This is a genomic window from Qipengyuania polymorpha (genome assembly GCF_019711435.1).
GTDB classification, from domain to species: Bacteria; Pseudomonadota; Alphaproteobacteria; order Sphingomonadales; family Sphingomonadaceae; genus Qipengyuania; species Qipengyuania polymorpha.
This window is the reverse complement of the sequence record NZ_JAIGNK010000001.1, coordinates 55,197-69,213: the sequence shown is the minus strand read 5'-3', so window position 1 is coordinate 69,213 and position 14,017 is coordinate 55,197. Positions and strand designations below refer to the sequence as shown.

General features: G+C 64.7%; 13 protein-coding genes. 11 read left to right on the top strand and 2 right to left on the bottom strand.

Annotated elements, in window-relative coordinates; translation table 11 throughout:
* Nucleotides 1-30 precede the first annotated feature (30 nt).
* The 3 genes from K3152_RS00340 (at nt 31) to K3152_RS00330 (ending at nt 5,244) form a co-directional block, all read left to right on the top strand.
* Nucleotides 31-1,869: a DUF885 domain-containing protein gene (locus K3152_RS00340; RefSeq protein WP_221572131.1), complete on the top strand. Its 1,839-nt coding sequence runs from the start codon at nt 31-33 to the stop codon at nt 1,867-1,869.
* A 56-nt stretch (nt 1,870-1,925) separates the two neighbouring features.
* Nucleotides 1,926-3,557 carry an FAD-dependent oxidoreductase gene (locus tag K3152_RS00335; RefSeq protein ID WP_221572130.1) on the top strand — a complete coding sequence of 544 codons (1,632 nt, stop codon included), beginning with the start codon at nt 1,926-1,928 and terminating at the stop codon, nt 3,555-3,557.
* Nucleotides 3,558-3,672: 115 nt separating this feature from the next.
* Entirely contained in the window at nt 3,673-5,244 is a 1,572-nt protein-coding gene (locus K3152_RS00330; protein ID WP_221572129.1) for a DUF1570 domain-containing protein, read from the top strand.
* Here the strand turns inward: K3152_RS00330 and K3152_RS00325 are convergent.
* On the bottom strand, nt 5,241-6,080 hold the full coding sequence (locus K3152_RS00325) for a glutaminyl-peptide cyclotransferase (protein WP_221572128.1): 840 nt from the start codon (nt 6,078-6,080) through the stop codon (nt 5,241-5,243). The two genes, K3152_RS00330 and K3152_RS00325, sit on opposite strands and share 4 nt — an antisense overlap.
* Nucleotides 6,081-6,229: 149 nt before the next feature.
* Nucleotides 6,230-7,864, bottom strand: a complete 1,635-nt coding sequence (locus K3152_RS00320; RefSeq protein WP_221572127.1) for a phosphoenolpyruvate carboxykinase — start codon at nt 7,862-7,864, stop codon at nt 6,230-6,232.
* A 140-nt stretch (nt 7,865-8,004) separates the two neighbouring features.
* Here K3152_RS00320 and K3152_RS00315 point away from each other — a divergent pair, with 140 nt between their 5' ends.
* The 8 genes from K3152_RS00315 to K3152_RS00280 all read left to right on the top strand — a co-directional run bounded on the left by K3152_RS00315 (nt 8,005) and on the right by K3152_RS00280 (nt 13,979).
* Nucleotides 8,005-8,754, top strand: coding sequence for a response regulator transcription factor (locus K3152_RS00315; protein ID WP_221572126.1), 750 nt, complete (start codon nt 8,005-8,007; stop codon nt 8,752-8,754).
* Nucleotides 8,747-10,315, top strand: a complete 1,569-nt coding sequence (locus K3152_RS00310) for a sensor histidine kinase (RefSeq protein ID WP_221572125.1) — start codon at nt 8,747-8,749, stop codon at nt 10,313-10,315. Before K3152_RS00315 ends, K3152_RS00310 begins: the two co-directional genes overlap by 8 nt.
* Nucleotides 10,312-10,761: an HPr kinase/phosphorylase gene (locus K3152_RS00305; protein WP_221572124.1), complete on the top strand. Its 450-nt coding sequence runs from the start codon at nt 10,312-10,314 to the stop codon at nt 10,759-10,761. Before K3152_RS00310 ends, K3152_RS00305 begins: the two co-directional genes overlap by 4 nt.
* Complete coding sequence (rapZ, locus tag K3152_RS00300) at nt 10,758-11,654, top strand: RNase adapter RapZ (RefSeq protein WP_221572123.1); 897 nt, start codon at nt 10,758-10,760, stop codon at nt 11,652-11,654. Before K3152_RS00305 ends, rapZ begins: the two co-directional genes overlap by 4 nt.
* Before the next feature lie 65 nt (nt 11,655-11,719).
* Nucleotides 11,720-12,145, top strand: a complete 426-nt coding sequence (locus K3152_RS00295; RefSeq protein ID WP_221572122.1) for a PTS sugar transporter subunit IIA — start codon at nt 11,720-11,722, stop codon at nt 12,143-12,145.
* Nucleotides 12,142-12,420 carry an HPr family phosphocarrier protein gene (locus tag K3152_RS00290; protein ID WP_221572121.1) on the top strand — a complete coding sequence of 93 codons (279 nt, stop codon included), beginning with the start codon at nt 12,142-12,144 and terminating at the stop codon, nt 12,418-12,420. The genes K3152_RS00295 and K3152_RS00290 overlap by 4 nt, the downstream gene beginning before the upstream one ends.
* 90 nt (nt 12,421-12,510) lie before the next feature.
* Complete coding sequence (locus K3152_RS00285) at nt 12,511-13,323, top strand: TrmH family RNA methyltransferase (RefSeq protein WP_221572120.1); 813 nt, start codon at nt 12,511-12,513, stop codon at nt 13,321-13,323.
* Nucleotides 13,320-13,979: a tetratricopeptide repeat protein gene (locus K3152_RS00280; RefSeq protein WP_221572119.1), complete on the top strand. Its 660-nt coding sequence runs from the start codon at nt 13,320-13,322 to the stop codon at nt 13,977-13,979. Before K3152_RS00285 ends, K3152_RS00280 begins: the two co-directional genes overlap by 4 nt.
* Nucleotides 13,980-14,017: the final 38 nt, after the last annotated feature.

The window sequence follows — 14,017 nt, the reverse complement described above, 5'->3', positions numbered from 1 at the left end:
TGTTAGGCGGGAAGCGCAGATGCTTCCCGCATGACCACACAGACATTCGATGCCACCCGCCGCCAGGTCCTCGCAGGCCTCGGCGCGACGACCGCCCTCACGCTTGGTGGTTGCAGCACTCTGCCGCGCGGGGCATCCAGCGGGAACGTTGACCAACTTCTCGAAAGCGTCGCCTACAACCTCCTCCGGCACGAGCCGATGCGTGCATCGGAACTGGGCGTGGACACAGGTTCTCACGCCTATCTGCGCGGCAAACTGGAAGACCAGTCGCCGGAAGGACAGCAGGCCTACGCTTCTACCCTCAAGGACGACCTTGCCCGTCTACGCGCTTTTCCCCGCGAAGGCCTCGACACCGACAGCCTGACCAATATCGAGGTGGTCGAAAGCGCCTATGAACTGGCGCTCGACGGCTTTGCCCTGCCATATGGCGATACGCCCGTCGGCAACTGGCGCACTGCGCCCTACACCGTCATCCAGAATTGCGGCGAATACCTCTTCCTGCCGCGCTCGATGCAGGGCGACCACAAGGTGGAAACGGCGCAGGATGCCGATGCCTATATCGAGCGGATGGAGCAGGTGCCGCAAGTGTTCGGCGGCGAGCTGGCCCGCATCCGCAAGGCCCGCGCACTGGGCCTGGTGCCGCCCGATTTCCTGCTCGACAAGGCTATCGCCCAGATGGAACAGACCATCGAGAGCGCTGGTAAGGGTGAACTGTTCTCTGCCGATTTGCGGAAAAAACTTGTCGCATCGAGCTTGCCGACGACGCGCGCCGACCAGGCCCTCGTCATCGAAATCGGCCCCATCGCCGAGGCGCTCAACCGCCAGTTGGTCGAGCTTAGGGCGCAGCGCGCGGTAGCAACGTCGGCACCCGGCATGTCAGCCCGTCCGCAAGGCGACGAATTCTACGCCTGGGCGCTGCGCTCGAGCACCACGACCACGCTCACGCCCGACGAGGTCCACCAGCAGGGCCTCGAGGAGCTGGGGGCGCTTCACGGCCGGATGGACCCCATCCTGCGCAGCATCGGATACACGCAGGGAAGCGTTGGCGAGCGCATGACCGCATTGGCGCAGGACGACCGCTATAAATTCGCTGACGGCGACACGGGCCGGGCTCAAATCATGGATTTCATCAACGAGCGTATCGACTGGATCCGCGCGCAGATGCCTCGCGCTTTCAATACGCTGGTGGACCCAAATCTCGAAGTCGTCCGCATCCCGGTCGCCGAGGAAGCCGGCGCGGCGGGCGCCTATGGCGGCGCGGGCAGCAAGGACGGGACCATTCCCGGACGCTTCTGGATCAACCTGCGCTCAACCGACTTGCACCGCAAGTTCGACCTCCCCAGCCTGACCTTCCACGAAGCGGTCCCCGGCCATGTCTGGCAGGGCGAATACGCCAACCGCCTGCCGCTCATCCGTTCGATCCTCGCCTTCAATCCCTATAGCGAAGGCTGGGCGCTCTATGGCGAGCAGATGGCAGACGAGCTGGGTGCCTATGACGACTTTACCGTGGGCCGCCTCGGCTATCTCCAAAGCCTCGCCTTCCGCGCTTGCCGGATGGTTGTCGACACCGGCCTGCACGCCAAGGGATGGAGCCGTGAGAAGGCGCGCCAGTTCTTCATCGAGCGCAACGGCTCGAACCCCGACGAAGTGGGCAGCGAAGTCGACCGTTATTGCAGCTGGCCGGGACAGGCGACCGGCTACAAGCTCGGCCACAGCCGCATCGTGGAACAGCGCGAACGCGCTGAGGCCGCACTCGGCAGCGCCTATGACTTCAGGGCGTTCAACGACGCGGTGGTGCTCGGCGGCAATGCCCCGATGAATGTCATGGAGCGCAACGTCACCCGCTACATCGAGGCCGCGCGCAGCTAGGACCTTTTTCGTGCCCTGACCGTCCCTATCTATGGGCTGATACCAAGGGGACCCTGATGGAAGCGCTGGGCGAGAATCTTGAAACCATGCCGCGCGTGCCGCTGGCCGACAATCATGTCGCCATGCTGCGCGAAATCGGCACGGAGCGGACCTACGAGCCGGGCGAAATGGTCGCCGAAATCGGCGATACGGTCGACACCTTCGTCTATGTCCTCGACGGCGAAATCGAAGTGAAAGACCCCTATTCCGAAGCGCGCCTTCTCGATAGCTCGCTCGGCCCGACCCAGTTCATGGGCGAGCTCTCCTTCCTCAACGCCGGCACCTATTTCCTCCCGATGCGCGCAGCAAAGCCCACGCGGACGCTCGAAGTGCCGCGCGTGGACATGCTCGACCTGATGGCGCGCGTGCCCGAGCTGTCCGACCATGTCATCCGCGTCTTTTCCGCCCGCCGCCGCCGCCAGTTCGAACTCAAGAACAGCAATGTGAAGCTCATCGGGGCCGACCGCGATCCGAGGGTGCAGAAGGTCGAACAATTCCTCAGCCGCAACCGCATTCCCTTCCAGAGCCTCGACATGGACGGGCGCGACGACGAGACCTTGGCGGCCTGCAACCTCACCGACCACAAGCCCTCGGTCATCCTCGGGCAGGACGAGGTGATGGATGACCCGACCCCGCGAAAGATGGCGCAGCACCTCGGGCTCGACCTCGATGTGTGCCGCAAGACGCTCTACGACGTGCTCATCGTCGGCGCCGGCCCGGCGGGGGTCGCCGCCTCGGTCTATGCGGGAAGCGAGGGGCTGTGCGCGCTCACCATCGAGGACACGGCCATCGGCGGGCAGGCAGGCACCAGCAGCCGCATCGAAAACTACATGGGCTTCCCCACCGGCATCAGCGGCGCGGACCTCGTCTATCGCGGACAGATACAGGCGATGAAATTCGGCACCCGCTTCGCCATGCCGCGCAGCGTCCAAGGCGTCACCCGGAAGGGGGACGGCAGTTTCTGCGTCGCGCTCGACGATGGCGACGAGGTTTGCGCCAAGTCCATCCTCGTGGCGACCGGCGTGCAGTACCGCCGCCTGCCGCTGGAGGGACTGGAGGACATGGAAGGCGCAGGCATCTTCTACGCCGCGACCGATATGGAAGCGCGCTTCTGTCACGGCACCGAGGCGGTGGTCATTGGCGGCGGCAATTCGGCCGGGCAGGCGGCCATGTATCTGAGCCGCAGCGCGGCGCATGTGCATCTCGTGGTGCGCGGTGACAGCCTTGCCTCCAGCATGTCGAGCTACCTCACCCAGCGGCTCGAAGCCGACCCCTCGGTTACCATCCACTACAACACCGAGGTGACCGAGCTGCACGGCGACGGGCACTTGGAAGCGGTCACCTTCTCCGATCCCGGCGGCGAGCGGCGCATCGACACACGCGCGCTGTTCATCATGATTGGCGCCGCGCCGAACACCGACTGGCTTTCGGGCATGGTCGAGGTGGACGAGAAAGGCTTCGTGAGGACCGGCGCCCAAGTGGGCCGCGAAACGCCCTTCGAAACCGGCACCGACGGCATCTTTGCCGTGGGCGACGTGCGCGCAGGTTCGGTCAAGCGCGTGGCGAGCGCGGTGGGAGAAGGCTCGGTCGTGGTCAGCCGCGTGTGGGACAATGTCGACAGGCTCGCCGCACCCGCCAGCGAGGTCTGACGCCACCCCCGCCCGGCCGCCGCAATTTTCCCTCGATTTCACAATTTCTTGAAAACGTGGTCTATATTGGTGTTTCGCAAGTAAGACATTCGTCCTGACTTGAGGGGAGCACCAATTGCGTAAGATCCTGGCAGCCCTGCTTCTGGCCCTTTTCGCCAGCACTGCCGCACAGGCCAAGTGGTACGAGGCGTCGAGCGAGCATTTCGTCATCTATGCCGACGATAGCGAGGAGGATATCCTGAGGTTCGCCGAGAATCTCGAACGCTATCATTCGGCGATGAGCCTCGTCACGGGGCGCGCTATCGAGACCCCCAGCCCGTCCAACCGGGTGGTCATCTTCGTTGCCGGGGGCAAGGGCGATATGCGCGAACTCACCGGCAGCCGGTGGGTGGGCGGCTTCTATGTCGCGCGCGCCGGGGCCTCGCGCGCATTCGTGCAGACCATCCGCAACAAGAGCGGCTATCCGCATTTCTCGACCGTCATCCTGCTGCATGAATATGCGCATCACTTCCTGATTTCGAGCGCCCGCCACTCCATGCCGCGCTGGCTGGGCGAAGGCGCGGCGGAATTCTTTGCCGCGAGCAGTTTCGATTCCGAAGGCGGAATGCAGCTGGGCATGCCTGCCCGTCACCGGGCCAACGAGATCTCCTACGCCGGCATCCCGCCGGTGGAATACCTGCTCGACCCGAAAGCCTTCGTCGAAAGCGACCGCGAAGCCTCGGGCAGCTTTTACGGCGCGAGCTGGGCGCTGTTCCACATGCTGATTTTCGACGATGCCCGGAAGGGCCAGCTGACGAGCTACTGGAGGCTGCTCAATGAAGGCACAGACTCGCTGGAGGCCGGCAAGCAGGCGTTTGGCGATCTCGAGCAGCTGGACAAGGACCTGAAGAAATACCTCAAGCAGAAGAGGATGTCGCTCTTCCGCATCGGTCCCGACCAGCTCACCACCCGTCCCGTTACATTGCGCGAACTGCCCAAGGGCGAGGCCAAGATGATGGACGTGCGCATCGTCTCACAGCACGGGGTGACGCGTGAAGAGGCGCTCGACTTGGTCGAGGAAGCGCGCAAGATTGCCGCGAAATATCCCGATGATGCCGGCGTGCAGGTCGCCCTGGCCGAAGCGGAATTCGATGCCGGTTTCAACGAGGCCGCGATTGCTGCAGCCGACCGCGCCATTGCGCTCGACCCCTCGCGGCCCAATGCCTACGTGCAGAAGGGCTATGCGCAATTCTCGATAGCGGAGGAGGCCGAGGACAAGGACGCTGCCTATGCCACGGCGATGGAGACCTTCAGCGCCCTCAACCGGCTGGAGAACGACCACCCCGTCCCGCTCATCCATTACTACCGAAGCTTCGTCGAGCGCGGCGCCGAGCCTAGCGAAACTGCCCGACATGCGCTGGAGCGCGCCTCGCAGCTTGCTCCCTTCGACAAGGCGCTGGCGATGAATGCGGCCATGATGCAGGCTGGCGAAGGCAAGATTGCCCTTGCGCTGGTGGGCTTGTCGCCGGTGGCCAACAATCCGCATGGCGGCGAACTGGCCGACACCGCGCGGCTTTATGTCGCACAGCTCGAAAAGGCCGAGGAAGGCACGCCGTGGCAGCCTGAAGAAGGTGAAGCGAAAGCCACCGGCAACGAGGCAAAGGACCCCGTGGCAGAGGGTGCGGCAAAAAAGCCCACCGGCTCCTAACGCACCTCGGCGTCGGTTTCGACCAACCGGATTTCGAACAGGCTGGGCCAGAGCTTGCCGGTGACGAACATACGGCGGTTGTCCGCGTCCCAGGCAATGCCGTTGAGCACCGCGTCGGAGCCCGACGCGGGCACCGACTGCGCGAGCGCGCGCAGGTCGATGAGGCGCTTCACCACGCCATCTGCCGGGTCGATGGCGACAATGAAGGCCGTCTCCCAGATATTGGCGTAGACCAGCCCGTCGATCATCTCGAGTTCGTTGAGGCGGCGGAGCGGACGGCCGTTCATCGTGACGTCGATAGTGCGCCGCACTTCGTAGGTGTCGGGGTCGAGAATGCGCAATTTAGCGCTGCCATCCGAATGGACGAGGCCCTCATCCGAGGTGGTCAGGCCCCAGCCCTCGAGCGGATATTCAGCACGCGAGGTCTTGTGCTCCAGCGTATCCGCATCCCAGCGGTGGATGACACCGTCGCGCCATGTCAGGCTGACGAAATCACCACCCACGAGAGCCAGCCCTTCGCCGAACTGGTCGGCAGGAATGGCAGTCTCCTGCAGCGCCTCGCCACTCGCCAGATCGACCTTGCGCACGACCGACTGGCCTTCGCGTCCCGTGCTCTCGTAGAGCGCGCCATCGTGCCATAGCAGGCCCTGGGTGAAGGCGCTGGCATCGTGCGGATAGGTGGCAAGGACTTCGGCCCTGTAGACCGTAGGCCCGCTATATGCCTCCTCCACCGCGACCGGCGGCGTGGCCTCCTGCGCAGACAGCGGCACGGTGCAGCCGAGCGCGAGAAGGGTCAGGAAGAACGAGCGGAAATTCATGGCGGTCCTATCGCGCATGGGGGCTTTCCGCAGCATGAAGCGTGGAGCGGCAAATTTAAAGCCCCCGGTCCGCGCCCTCTCTCCTTGGCGCGGCCGGGGGCCTCCTCTCCAACTCGTGGCCCGGCTAGCGGGCTGTCTCGTCAGGCTGCTTCGGGAGCAGCGCTTTTTTAGGCCGCTTCCGGAGCGGCGTCGCGCACGCCCTGGTCGACATGGGCGGCGAAGGGTTCGAAATTGTCCACGAACAGCTGCACCAGCTTATGCGCAGTGCGGTCGTATTCGTCCTTGTCGGCCCACGTCGCGCGCGGGTCGAGAATGGTGCTGTCGACGCCCGGAACGCTGACCGGCACTTCAAAGCCGAAGTTCGGGTCCTTGCGGAATTCCGCATCGTTCAGGCTACCGTCGAGCGCGGCGTTGAGCAGCGCGCGGGTTGCCTTGATCGGCATGCGGTTGCCGACGCCGTACTTGCCGCCGGTCCAACCGGTGTTGACCAGCCAGCACTGCGCGCCGCCTTCGGCGATGCGCTTCTTGAGCAGGTTGCCGTAAACGCTCGGATGGCGCGGCATGAAGGGCGCGCCGAAGCAGGTGCTGAAGGTCGCGGTCGGCTCGGTCACGCCGATTTCGGTGCCGGCGACCTTGGCAGTGTAGCCCGACAGGAAGTGGTACATCGCCTGGTCGGGCGTCAAACGCGCGATCGGAGGCAGCACGCCGAAGGCATCGGCGGTCAGCATGATGACGTTCGACGGCGGCGGGCCGAGATTGTCGGCGCTGGTGTTGGGGATCGAGGACAGCGGATAAGCGCCGCGGGTGTTCTCCGCGAGGCTGTTGTCGTCGAGGTCGATCTCGCCGTTCTCGTCCATCACCACGTTCTCGAGGACGGTGCCCTCCATCTTGGTGGTGGCGTAGATTTCCGGCTCGCTCTCGGGGTCGAGGCGGATCATCTTGGCGTAGCAGCCGCCTTCGAAGTTGAAGACCGCCGTGTCCGACCAGCCGTGCTCGTCGTCGCCGATGAGCGTGCGGCTGGCGTCGGCCGAAAGCGTGGTCTTGCCGGTCCCCGACAGGCCGAAGAACACCGCGCTCTTGCCATCGGGGCCGATATTGGCCGAGCAGTGCATCGGCATCACGCCCTTGGGCGGCAGCAGGTAGTTGAGGATGCCGAAGACGCTCTTCTTCATTTCGCCGGCATATTTGGTGCCGCCGATGAGGATCAGCTTTTCCTCGAGATTGACCGCAATCACCGTCTCGCTGCGCGTGCCGTGGCGCTCCGGGTCGGCCTGGAAGGTCGGCAGGTCGATGATGGTGTATTCGGGCGTGAAGCCTTCGAGCTCTGCCGCCGTCGGGCGCACGAGCAGCGTGCGGATGAACTGGTTGTGCCAGGCGAGTTCGTTGATGACGCGCACTTTGACGCGGTATTCGGGCTGCGAGCCGCCGAAGAGGTCGGCCACGAAGAGGTCCGACTTGTCGGCCACGGCGGCCATGAAGTCTTCCTTCAGCGCCGCGAAATGCTCGGGCGTCATCGAGGCGTTGTTGTCCCACCACACCGTGTCTTCGGTCTCGGCATTGCGGACGATGAACTTGTCCTTCGCGCTGCGGCCGGTGTGCTTGCCGGTTTCGACCACCAGCGGGCCGTCCTTGGCGCGGCGGCCTTCACCCCGCTCGAGCGCGGCGGCGGTCAGCTCTTCCGAGGTGAGGTTGGGGTGAATCGTCGCAGCGGTCTCGATGCCCTGCGCGGCAAGCGAGTGGGAAAGTGCGGTGGTCACTGAAATCTCCAGCGTCAAAGAGACAAGTTGTAGGTCGAGAATCATTCGCGCATACGAATGCGCGCCCGTCGACCCCGCCTTTAGTCCCGCGCTGCCGCAACGTCAAACGCAGCGCCCCCAATTTCGTTTGAGGCGAGTGAAGCGCGCGTTGTGTTGCCCGCCAAATGGCTGTAGTCGGCTGTTTTATGGAAACAGAAGCCGCAACCGGCACGCCCCCGCAGGACGATGACCGCACGGTCATCGCGCTGGTCGACGACGACCGCAACATCCTCACGACCGTCTCCATAGCGCTGCAGGCCGAAGGGTTTGCAACCCGCGTCTATTCGGACGGGGAGCAGGCATTGAATGCCCTCCTCGGCAATCCGCCCGACCTTGCCATCTTCGACATCAAGATGCCCAAGATGGACGGAATGGAACTGCTGCGCCGCCTGCGCGAGCAATCGCCGCTGCCGGTCATCTTCCTCACCAGCAAGGATGACGAGCAGGACGAGGAAGCCGGTTTCCAGATGGGCGCGGACGATTATATCGCCAAGCCGTTCAGCCTGCGCCTCCTGCTCGCGCGCATCCGTGCCATCCTGCGCCGCTCCGACGCGCGCCGCCCGATGCCCATCGAGCCGGGCGAAAAGCCCGCCGAAGTCCTCGAGCGCGGCCGGTTGCGCATGGACCCTGCGCGCCACCACGTGACCTGGGACGGCAATCCCGTCTCGCTCACGGTCACCGAATTCCTGCTGCTGGAAGCGCTCGCCGCGCATCCCGGCGTCATCAAGAGCCGCAACCAGCTGATGGATGCCGCCTATCCCGACGACGTCTTCGTCGACGACCGCACGGTGGACAGCCACATCAAGCGCATGCGCCGCAAGTTCCGCAAGGTGGACGGCGAATTCAGCGCCATCGAGACGCTTTACGGCGCGGGGTACAGCTTCAGCGATGGCTGAGACGAAACCCGTCCCACGGGGCGAACACCTTTCCGACAAGCTGAGCTGGTCGGGCCGCCTTACCCTCACCAGCCGTATCCTCTTCGTCAACGTCCTGCCGCTGGTGCTGCTGGGCGGCGGCGTGCTCTATCTCGACAGCTACCGCAAGCAGCTGCTCGACGAACGGTTCAAGCTGGCGCTGGTCGAGGCGCAGATTACCGCCGAGGCGCTGGCGGGCGCGACGCAGCAGCGGCAGGAAGCGCTGCTCATCCAGATTGGCAAGGAGCAGCGGCTGCGCATCCGCGTCTATGGCCCAGAAGGCGAGCTTGAATCCGATAGTTTCCAGCTTGCCCCGCCCAGCTTCGACCTGCCCGAGCCCTCCGAGGTCGACCAAGGCGATTTCGCGCTGCGCATGGACCGCTGGTTCGACCGTGTGGTGGGCGCACCGGCCCTCCCCGACTATCGCCAGCCCGAAGTCGACAATGCCGCAGCCTGGCCCGAACTCGTCCGGGCGCGCGAGGAGAGCCTCACCCAGATCGTGCTGCGCGATGCGCCCGACGGCACCCATGTCATCAACGCCGCCGCACCTGTGGGCCTTGATGGCGACACGCTGCTGCTGACACGCAATCCGGTCGACATCACCCAGTCGGTGCGCGAGGCGCGTACCACCGTGGCGATGATCGTCCTCCTGTTCCTCGCCGTCTCGACGCTGCTCAGCTTCTTCCTTGCGCAGACCATCGTGCGCCCCTTGCGCGAACTGGTCCAGGCCGCCGTGCGCGTGCGGCAGGGGCGCGACCGGCAGGTCGAGGTCCCGCGCCTCCCCGACCGGCGCGACGAAATCGGCATGCTGGCGCGCGCCGTGTCGGACATGACCGCCGCGCTGCGCCACCGTATCGACGCGGTCGAAAGCTTCGCTGCCGACGTGGCGCATGAAATCAAGAACCCGCTCGCGAGCTTGCGCAGCGCGACCGAAAGCCTCGGCAAGGTCGACGACCCCGAACTGCGCGCCCAACTTCTCGATATCGCCACCCACGACGTGCGCCGCATCGACCGGCTGGTGACCGAAATTTCCGACGCCAGCCGCATCGATGCCGAAATGTCGCGCACCGAATTCGAGCGGGTCGACATGGCCGAGTTGCTCCACAACATCGTCACCAGCCGCGAGGAGCGCGGCGAGAACGAGGGCCGCACGCTCACCGTTTCTGCAGACGGCGATGCGCTGGTGGTGAACGGCGTCGGCATGCGTCTTGAACGCATCATCGAGAACCTGCTCGACAACGCCGTCTCCTTCTCGCCGCCCGCAGGCACTATTGACGCGAGGCTTGTCCGGCGCGAAGGGCGTGTGCTCCTGACAGTTTGCGACGAAGGTCCGGGTATTCCGGAGGAAAAGCGAGAGAAAGTGTTCCACCGTTTCCACTCCGACCGCCCCGAGGGCGAGGATTTCGGCAACCACTCAGGCTTAGGCCTCGCCATCGGCCGCACCATCGCCGAGGCGCATGAAGGCTCACTCCATGTCGAGGGCCGCAGTGACGGCGCAAACGGTGCCTGCTTCGTACTCGACCTGCCGGCGGCCAAAAGATGAAAACCAAGCTTCCCAATGTCACCGCCGTCGCGATCGACGGGCGCGGATTGCTGATTGCCGGTGAGGCGGGTGCGGGCAAGTCGTCGCTTGCGCTCGCGCTCATCGACCGCGGCGCGACGCTGATTGGCGATGACGGCATCGTCATCGACGACGAGAGCGGCCACCCCGTCGCCTGCCCGCCGAAGACCACGCGCGGCCTCCTCGAAGTACGCAATGTCGGACTGGTCGAACTCGAAACCACCGAAGTGCCGATTGCGCTGGTGCTACAGCTGACCACGCTCGCCCCACGTTATCCGATGGAACTCGCCACCACCCAGCTTGGCGGGGTCGACATTCCCGTCCTCCTCTTCCGCCCCGGAGACGCGACGCAGGCATTGCGCGCCGAATTCGCGCTCGGCAAGCATGGCCTTGCCGTGGCGGGCGAAGGGCAAGAGGCCGCGCAGTGAGCGACAGCCCCTCGCGCCAGCGGATCTTGCTCGTCACGGGCATGTCGGGCGCGGGCAAGTCGACCGCGCTGCAGGTACTGGAAGACCTCGGCTGGGAAGCCATCGACAACTTTCCCTTGCGGCTACTGACCAATCTCGTCGGAAGCGATGCGGAAAGCCGCTCTCCCATCGCAATCGGCTTCGATTCGCGCACCCGCGGTTTCGTGCCCGCCGACATCATCGCCCAGTGCGAAGTGCTTGGCGCGAGCGAGGATGTCGACATCTCCACGCTCTTCATCGACTGCTCCTCGAGCGAGCTCGAACGACGCTACAACGAGACCCGCCGTCCGCATCCCATGGCGCGAGAACGGCCCGTTGCGGGCGGTATCAAGGCCGAGCGCGAACTGCTCGAACCCCTGCGCAGCTGGGCCGAAGTGCTCATCGATACGAGCGAATTCTCCGCCAACCAGCTCGGCCAGGTCGTGCGCGAACGCTTCGGAAAGAGCGGCTCGCGCGAGATGACGGTCACCGTCTCCAGTTTCGGCTTCGCCCGCGGCATGCCGCCGCTTGCCGACCTGCTCTTCGACATGCGCTTCCTCGACAATCCGCACTGGCAGCCGGAGTTGCGCGACCTCACCGGCCAGGACGAGCCGGTCGCGAAACACATCGAGGCCGACCCCGCTCTGGAACCCGCCTTCGCCCGCATCGCCGACACGCTGCTCGAACTGCTGCCGCGCTACGCCGCGCAGGACCGCAGCTATCTCAACATCGCTTTCGGCTGTACCGGGGGGAGACATCGGTCGGTTTACAGTGCAGAGCGCGCCGCGCGGGTCTTGCGCGAGGCGGGATTTTCGCCCACGGTCCTGCACCGCAATCTGGAAAGCCGCTCCGCCGACCCGCTCGAGCGGCGCTGAAATCCAGCAACGATTAATATGATGAGCCTATATTTTCGGGACCCGCAACGGACGCTTGTGACCGCATGATCGGAATGATCCTCGTTACCCACGGCAAGCTGGCCGAACATTTCATCGACGCGATGGAGCATGTCGTCGGCAAGCAGGATGGGGTGGCCACCATCTGCATCGGCCCCAATGACGACATGGAGCAGCGGCGCAAGGACATCGCCGATGCGATTGCCAGCGTCGACACGGGCGATGGCGCCATCATCCTGACCGATCTGTTCGGCGGCACGCCCTCCAACCTCGCCATATCGCTGCTCGACACGGGCCGTATCGAGGTGATCGCGGGCATCAACCTGCCGATGCTCATCCGCCTCGCCGGCGCACGCAAGAGCATGAATGTGGTCGACGCCGTCAGCGCAGCGCAGACCGCCGGGCGCAACTACATCACCGTGGCAAGCGAATTCCTCGGCCAGGACCTCGACAGCGCGCGGAAGGCAAGTTGAGCGAGATTAGGAAACAGGTCGAAGTGGTGAACCAGCGCGGGCTGCACGCACGCGCCAGTGCCAAGTTCGTGGGCGCTGTCGCCGAGCTGCCGGAAACCTGCAAGGTCCGCGTCGCCAAGGGCGATAACGAGGCCGCGGGCGGCTCCATCCTCGGCCTCATGATGCTGGGCGCGGCCAAGGGCGACACCATCGAAATCATCGTGGAAGGCGCGAATGCCGATACGGTGATGGCCGACCTCTCCGCCATGGTCGAGGACGGCTTCGGGGAGCCTTAGGAAAAACCCACTATCCGTTCGTGTCGAGCGAAGTCGAGACACACTGGCACGAACGGTTCTCGACTTCGCTCGAAACGAACGGAGTTTAGTGTGTCACGCCGCCAGATAACCGGCTTTTCCAATCCCACCGTCAAGGCGCTGCGAGCGCTGCGCGAGAAGAAACACCGCAAGCGCGAGAAGAAGTTCCTCGCCGAAGGACTGCGCCTGCTCACCGACGCGCGCGAATGCGGCCATGTGCCCGAAGTGCTCGTGCTGGCCGACCGACGCGACCCGCATCCGCTGCTCACCGCGCTCGAAGAAGCGGTCGAGACCAGCGGCGGCGAGGTCATCGAGACCACGCCCGATATCCTCTCCAAGATAACCGGCAAGGACAATCCGCAAGCCGTCGCGGGCGTTTTTGCCGAGTTCGACACCTCGCTGGACGCGCTCGACCGCAAGAGCGCCGACATCTGGCTCGTCGCCCAGGCACTGCGCGATCCGGGCAATCTCGGCACCATGCTGCGCACCGGCGATGCCATTGGCGCAGGCGGCCTCATCCTCATCGACGACTGCGCCGACCCCTTCAGCGTCGAGGCCGTGCGCGCCAGCATGGGCGCGGTGTTCACGCAGAAAATCGCGCAGTCCGACTGGGCGGGGTTCGAAAGCTGGCTGCGCGCAGGCGAAGGCCAGCTGGTCGCCGCCAGCCTGCGCGATGCCCAGCCCTATCGCGGCGCGCCTTATGCCGCGCCCTGTTTCGTCATGGTCGGCAACGAAAGCCGCGGGCTTCCCGAGGACTACGAGATGGCCTGCGACCTGCGCGTAACCATGCCGATGAAGGGCCGCGCCGACAGCCTCAACGCCGCCGTCGCGGCAGCGGTGCTGGGCTATGAAGTGCTGGCTGGCTTGGACGGCCCACCCCGATGAGGCGATGCATCCTTTGCAGGAAGCATGACCAGCACCTCGAGCATATCTCCTACGACTGGGAAATCGACCACTCGAACTATCGGGAGATATGGCAGGCCGAAAGTCCAGAAGCCTTAAAGCTTATCGCGCGTGCCGATGCGCTCGGCGAGGCCGGCGCTGGGGACGCGATCGAACTTTTGCAGGAAGCTGCCGAGTGCGGATCGATCATCGCCCACTACAAGCTGGGCTGGCATCATTGGACCGGAACAGGCACCAAAGAAAACTTGCCCGCGGCTCTGGAGCATTATCGCTCCGCCTTCGCAGGAGGTTTATCGATGGCAAGCCTTCACTTCGCCCGGTTGTCTAACATAATGGGCCAGAGCGAGGAGGCAGAGCGAGTGTATCTGCGCGGGGTAGATGCGGGCTTCCTGCCCGCCAATTACTGGCTCGCCGAGCATCGCTACAATCTCCTGCCCACTCGCAAGACGGCCGCTCTTATCAGGCCATTGCTTGAACCGGCTGCGAGAGCAGAACATCCGCATGCAAGGATACTGGAAGCTCGCCTCCATCTGCTGGGCAAATACGGATTGCGGTCCATCTTTCGCGGCATCCAGCTCACTCTGGAAACCTACCGGGACCTTGCCCCCACCAGCGAGCAGCTCGAGCGATATTCCTGATCACCTCGTCGGCGTAGAGGTTTCGCGCGAGGTTGAAG

Bases quoted from the DNA above. Each gene is read 5' to 3' on its own strand.
- K3152_RS00340 (WP_221572131.1), top strand. From the start codon at position 31: ATGACCACACAGACATTCGATGCCACCCGCCGCCAGGTCCTCGCAGGC.
- K3152_RS00310 (WP_221572125.1), top strand. From the start codon at position 8,747: ATGGCTGAGACGAAACCCGTCCCACGGGGCGAACACCTTTCCGACAAG.
- K3152_RS00320 (WP_221572127.1), bottom strand. From the start codon at position 7,864: ATGATTCTCGACCTACAACTTGTCTCTTTGACGCTGGAGATTTCAGTG.
- K3152_RS00305 (WP_221572124.1), top strand. From the start codon at position 10,312: ATGAAAACCAAGCTTCCCAATGTCACCGCCGTCGCGATCGACGGGCGC.
- K3152_RS00325 (WP_221572128.1), bottom strand. From the start codon at position 6,080: ATGCGCGATAGGACCGCCATGAATTTCCGCTCGTTCTTCCTGACCCTT.
- K3152_RS00280 (WP_221572119.1), top strand. From the start codon at position 13,320: ATGAGGCGATGCATCCTTTGCAGGAAGCATGACCAGCACCTCGAGCAT.
- K3152_RS00315 (WP_221572126.1), top strand. From the start codon at position 8,005: ATGGAAACAGAAGCCGCAACCGGCACGCCCCCGCAGGACGATGACCGC.
- K3152_RS00335 (WP_221572130.1), top strand. From the start codon at position 1,926: ATGGAAGCGCTGGGCGAGAATCTTGAAACCATGCCGCGCGTGCCGCTG.
- K3152_RS00295 (WP_221572122.1), top strand. From the start codon at position 11,720: ATGATCGGAATGATCCTCGTTACCCACGGCAAGCTGGCCGAACATTTC.